We start from the raw sequence: 5082 nt of genomic DNA on the forward strand, positions 1-5082 counted from the left end.
TTCGGCGAGGACGTCGCCACCCTGTCGGAGGCGCGGCGCACCGAGCTCGAGCGGCGCTGCGGTGTATTGTTCCAGAACGGCGCCCTGTTCTCGTCGCTGACCGTCGCCGAGAATGTCGCCGTCGCACTGACTGAACACCACGACCTCGATGCAGACGTCGTCCACCGCCTTTCCCTGCTCAAGATTGCCCTGGCGGGGCTGCCACTTGATTCCGCCGAGCGCTTCCCTTCGCAACTCTCGGGCGGCATGGTCAAGCGCGCGGCACTGGCCCGATCGCTGGCCCTTGACCCCGAGATTCTGTTTCTTGATGAACCGACAGCGGGTCTCGATCCAATCGGTGCGGCTGCGTTCGATCAGCTGATCCTGACCCTGCGCGACAGCCTTGGCCTGACCGTGTTCCTGATCACCCATGACCTCGATACCCTGTACACCATCTGCGATCGTGTCGCCGTGCTGGCGAAAAAGCGCATCCTTGTCGCTGATACGCTTGAGGTCGTCGAGAATTTCGACGAGCCGTGGATTCAGGACTACTTCCAGGGTCCGCGCGGCCGTGCCGCCCGACGCGCCACCGCCAACCCGCCCCTATCACCAACCGCAGGCCTCTGAACATGGAAACCCGCGCCCATCATGTCCTCATCGGCACGTTTGCAATCCTCGCCTTCGTGCTTGGCCTCGGTTTTGTGCTGTGGCTGTCGAAGACCAGCGCGGATAGCGCGTTTGGCTACTACGATGTCATCTTCACCGAAGCCGTGACCGGCCTGTCGAAAGGCGGACTTGTCCAGTACAACGGCATCAAGGTCGGTGAGGTCACCCAACTCAAGCTCGCTCCGGACGATCCGCGCAAGGTGATCGCTCGCATCCGTCTCGATGGCGACACGCCGGTCAAGGTCGACACCGAAGCCAAGCTCGGCTTGCTCGGCGTCACCGGCACGGCGTTTATCCAGCTCAGCGGCGGAAAGCCCAACAGCAAGCCGCTGCTGCCGACCGCAGCGCATCCAGTTCCGGTGATTCTGGCCGGGGAATCCGCGCTGTCGAAACTGTTGTCATCGGGCGATGACATTGTCACCAGTGTCAACCAATCGCTGATGCGTGTTGGTCAATTGCTGTCAAAGGAAAATATCGAGCACGTTTCGTCAACGCTCAAGCATTTCGATGCCGTCGCATCGACCATTGCCGAGCAGCGTGGCGACATGGCCAAGGCCCTCGGCCAGCTTGCCGATGCCAGCGGAGAGCTCAAGTCGACCCTGTCGACCCTGCATGAAATGGCCAGTACCACCAACGAGCTGATCAATACCGACGTACGCAAGGTCATGGCTTCGACTGACAAGGCGATCAAGTCGATTGATCGCGTCGCCGATTCCGCCGAGAGCCTGCTCAATGAGAACCAGTCCGCAATCGCCAGCTTCAGCGATCAGGGCTTGCGTCAGGTCGGACCGACCCTGATTGACCTGCGCGAGACCTTGCGCTCGTTCAAGCAACTCAGCGACCAGCTCGGCAACTCGAATACCTTGCTGCTTGGCCGCGATCAACCCAAGGAGTTCAAGCCGAAATGATTCGCACCGCTCGATTCACGATAATCGGCGCAAGCCTGTTGCTCGGAGCCTGCGCGGCCCTCAGCGGCAAGCACGCCTCGTTTGCCGTCTACGCGCCTCAGTTGCACTTGAATGCGGCGGCTGACGACGCGGCGGCGACGAAGATCCGCTGGCAACTGCTGGTCGACACACCGCATGCCAGTGCGGCACTGGATACCACGCGCATTGCGGTCATGACCCGCCCTGGCGTGCTTGAGGTCTACGCGGATGCACGCTGGCGCGATCCGGCGCCCGCCATGCTGCGCAGCCTGATCGTTCAGGCGTTCGACAAGGACGGCCGCGTCGGTGGCGTCAGCGCGATCGATTCCGGACTCAACGGTGACTATTCGCTATCAATGGATCTGCGCGATTTCCAGATCGAACTTGTCGATGGCTCGGCACGCGCGGCGATCCGCTTTACCGCCCGGCTGTTTGACTACCGCAGCAACCGCATCGTTTCCAGCCGCTCATTCGAGGCAGAGGTTGCGGCCGCCGGCAGCGATATCGCCAGCGCAATGGTTGCCTTCGAACAAGCTCTCGATCAATTGATGCCCGAAGTCGTCGACTGGACCGTGCAGCAAGGCGTGGCCCACTACGCCGCGGTGTCGAAGAGCGAGCCCGAATCTCTCTGAATTCACCGCCCCCACACTCGTGATTGGTCTTGAAAACGGCGATCAAGTGGTGAAATTGTCACGCCACCTGTCGGTATGCAGACAGGCAAGGTTCCGGGCCTGAATCGATCATGCAAGAAATCGATCTGCAGAGCACGCTGACCTGTCCGAAATGCGGCCATTAGGCCACCGAGACAATGCCCACGGACGCATGCTGGTTCTTCTATGATTGTGCAGGTTGTGGCGAACTGCTTCGCCCCAAGCCCGGCGACTGCTGCGTGTTTTGTTCGTACGGAACGCTGCCATGCCCACCAATCCAGCAAACCTCATCTTGTTGTCGTGGAAGCTGATGCCGCGCGGAATTCCGCTACCGGTCAGTTCGTTGTGACCGGATAGTTCGGCGTTGCGTCGAGTCTCGACGCACACACTTCGGCGAGTTCGAGCAGACGCAGATCCGATCCCGGCGTACCGACCAGCTGCAACCCAACCGGCATGCCATTCTCCAGCGTGCCCATCGGCAAGCTGATCGCCGGACAACCGGCGAGGCTGGCGAAACTGCACAGATCGGCATCACCGGCACGTTCGGTTTCACCAATCCGGTATGGACCATGCGAAACCGTCGGCAAAACCAGCACATCGACGTGTTCAAACAGGCGCCGCGCATGCAGAACTGCCTGATCCAGCATGCGATCGGCGGCGGCATAGGCGACGGCAGACTTGCTGCGTGCGAATCCGAGCATGTCGCGCAAGCGTGGCGATAGCGGCGAGGCGCCGTTATCGAGGTCAGCCTCAAGCTCGCAGGCCAGCTCGCTTTCCATGATCAGCAAGGCAGCGCGGCGCATGCGGGTGAAGTCATAGCCATTGAAATCGGCATCGCTGCGCTCACCGAGTTCGAGCGCCAGCGCGTCTGTGGCGCGCGCGAACAGCGCACAGATTTCCGGAGCAACGCCGATCGCCGGCAGATTGGCGATGAATCCACTGCGCAGGCGGCCCGGCTCCCAATCCGGCAACGCCAAGGCAACCCGTCGACGACGCGAGCGTGCGTCATCGACATCGTAGGCATTGAGAACTTGCAGCACGACGGCGAGATCCTGCACCGATCGGGCAAGAATTCCGACACTGTCGAGGCGACGCGCGGCCGGCACCACACCACTGGTGGAAAGCTCTCCGAGGGTCGGGCGCAAGCCGTAGATGCCACAATGGCTGGCCGGAATGCGTACCGATCCCAGCGTATCCGTGCCCATCGCGAAGCTGCACAAGCCGGCGGCAACCGCAGCGGCGGATCCCGCCGAGGAGCCGCCAGCGATAAACTCGGGGCGATGCGGATTGTGCGTGGGCCCCGAATCGGCCGTGGTACCAGTGGTGCCGAGCGCGGCTTCGTCAACGGCAGTCTTGCCGAGAATCACCGCACCCGCAGCGCGCAATCGAGCAACCACACGGGCATCGCTGGTGGCGACCCGCTGCTTGCGGCCGGCGAGACCGAGCGCGGTCGGCAAGGCTTCAACATCGATATTGTCCTTGATCGCCACGCCGAGACCATCGAGACGACCGATCGAATTGCCCGAGGCGCGTCGCACGTCGCTGGCACTTGCCAGCGCAGGAGCCGCCGGATTGATCGCGACAAACGCGCCGAGCGCCTCATTTTCAGCGGCAATGGCATCGGCATAGACCGATTGAAGACGCTGTGCCGAAAGTCGACCTGCGGCCATCCAGTGCAGCAACTGAAAGGCGCTGGCACCGCGCAGGCGCTGGCTGGAGAGTTCGGATTCCTGATCGTTGCTCATGCTCGATTCCTGATGGCTGCCGGGATTATGGCGCATCCCGCAATTGATGCTTGCGGAGTTAACCCTGACAATGAGGTTTTAACGATAGCAACGGGAAGCACCATGAGCGAACGCGAAACGATGGAATACGACGTCATCACCGTCGGCGCCGGTCCGGCCGGACTCGCCTTTGCGATCCGTCTCAAGCAGCTCAAGCCCGATCTGAACATCTGCGTGATCGAGAAAGCCTCGACCATCGGCGCGCAGATTCTGTCCGGCGCAGTGATCGAACCCGAGCCGCTCAACGAGCTGCTGCCCGAATGGGGTGCCAATCCGCCGCCGATCTGCATTCCGGTGACCAAGGATGAATTCTGGTTGCTGCGCGATCATGAGCGCGCAATCAAGTCGCCGATCACGCCACCGCAAATGCACAACGACGGCAACTTCATCGTCTCCCTTGGCGCGCTGTGCGCCTGGCTGGCGCCGCAAGCCGAGGCACTCGGTGTCGATGTATTTCCCGGATTCGCCGCAGCCGAGGCGATCTTCGACGATGCCGGCGCGGTCAAGGGCGTGCGCATCGGCGACATGGGCGTGGCCCGCGATGGCTCGCACAAGCCAAGCTATACCGAGGGCATCGACATCGTCGCTCCGATCACCGTGCTCGGCGAAGGCTGTCGCGGCAGCATCAGCAAGCAGTTGATTGCGCGCTACAAACTCGATGCCGACAGCGACCCGCAAACCTACGGCATCGGCCTCAAGGAACTCTGGCAGGTTCCGGCCGGCCGCGTGGAGCCGGGCAAAACCGTGCATACGCTCGGCTGGCCGCTCGATTCGGCAACTTACGGCGGCAGCTTCATCTATCACCTCGACAAAGACCGCATCGCCATTGGTTTTGTCGCCGGACTCGACTATATCGATCCTGAATTCAAGCCATTCGAGGCTTTCCAGCAGCTCAAGAATCACCCGCTGATCAAGCCCTTGCTCGAAGGTGGTGAAATTCTTTCCGCCGGTTCGCGTGCGCTGATCGAAGGTGGCTACCAATCCCTTCCCAAAGTCGAAATGCCCGGGGCGATGCTGATCGGCGATTCAGCCGGACTCATGAACGTACCGAAGATCAAGGGCACCCACCAGGCGATG

Annotated in this window: 5 protein-coding genes and 1 pseudogene; 5 read left to right on the forward strand and 1 reads right to left on the reverse strand. The window is 61.7% G+C overall.

All coding sequences use genetic code 11. The features are described from left to right. From VFN25_RS16440 to VFN25_RS16455, 4 genes and pseudogenes are all read left to right on the forward strand, one after another. On the forward strand, positions 1 to 606 hold a 606-nt coding region (locus VFN25_RS16440), incomplete at its 5' end, for an ABC transporter ATP-binding protein (protein ID WP_325143863.1). A 2-nt stretch (positions 607 to 608) separates the two neighbouring features. Continuing rightward, the gene (locus VFN25_RS16445) at positions 609 to 1553 is read left to right on the forward strand and encodes an MlaD family protein (RefSeq protein ID WP_325143865.1); all 945 of its coding nucleotides are present in this window, start codon (positions 609 to 611) and stop codon (positions 1551 to 1553) included. Further along, complete coding sequence (locus VFN25_RS16450) at positions 1550 to 2203, forward strand: ABC-type transport auxiliary lipoprotein family protein (RefSeq protein WP_325143867.1); 654 nt, start codon at positions 1550 to 1552, stop codon at positions 2201 to 2203. The genes VFN25_RS16445 and VFN25_RS16450 overlap by 4 nt, the downstream gene beginning before the upstream one ends. A gap of 110 nt (positions 2204 to 2313) precedes the next feature. Continuing rightward, positions 2314 to 2532, forward strand: a pseudogene (locus VFN25_RS16455) (GDCCVxC domain-containing (seleno)protein). A 24-nt stretch (positions 2533 to 2556) separates the two neighbouring features. Here the strand turns inward: VFN25_RS16455 and VFN25_RS16460 are convergent. Further along, positions 2557 to 3966, reverse strand: a complete 1410-nt coding sequence (locus tag VFN25_RS16460; protein WP_325143868.1) for an amidase — start codon at positions 3964 to 3966, stop codon at positions 2557 to 2559. 102 nt (positions 3967 to 4068) lie between these two features. Here VFN25_RS16460 and VFN25_RS16465 point away from each other — a divergent pair. Further along, positions 4069 to 5082: NAD(P)/FAD-dependent oxidoreductase (locus VFN25_RS16465; protein WP_325143869.1), on the forward strand; the 1014-nt coding region annotated here is incomplete at its 3' end.

The sequence above is a fragment of the Dokdonella sp. genome, from assembly GCF_035703485.1.
GTDB lineage: Bacteria > Pseudomonadota > Gammaproteobacteria > Xanthomonadales > Rhodanobacteraceae > Dokdonella.